The 408-nt window shown below is 67.9% G+C and carries 1 protein-coding gene; it reads left to right on the top strand.

The genetic code is table 11. The features are described 5' to 3' along the window. The coding region (locus tag B4E36_RS10465) for an ABC transporter permease subunit (RefSeq protein ID WP_345900320.1) at window positions 1-408 on the top strand (408 nt) is incomplete at both ends.

Genomic DNA, 408 nt, shown 5'->3' with positions numbered 1-408 from the left:
CACGTTGTGGATCGTCGGCTCGGCCTCGGTCGTCTCGGGCCTTTTGGGACTGCTGGTCGGCTACGCCGTGGTGCGCACGCCGCTGCGCCCGCTCGGCACTTTCCTCAGGCAGGTGACGTTCTTTCCCTATCTGGTGCCGGGCATCGCCTTCGCGGCGGCCTATCTTTCGCTGTTTGCCGTGCAGCGCGGCCCGATACCGGCGCTCTACGGCACGATGGCGATCCTGATCCTGGCGCTGATCGCCGACCAGATGCCCTATGCCTCGCGCGCCGGCATCTCGGCGATGATGCAGCTCGGCAAGGAGCCGGAGGAGGCCGCGCAGGTCGCGGGATCGGGCTGGTTCCATCGGATGACCCGCATCGTGGTGCCGATCCAGAAGGGATCGCTGGTCACCGGCGTGCTGCTGCC

It is taken from the genome of Martelella sp. UBA3392 (genome assembly GCF_002358775.1).
Classification (GTDB): Bacteria; Pseudomonadota; Alphaproteobacteria; order Rhizobiales; family Rhizobiaceae; genus Martelella; species Martelella mediterranea.
Note: the sequence above shows the minus strand (reverse complement) of the source record. Positions and strands in the feature narration are given on the sequence as shown.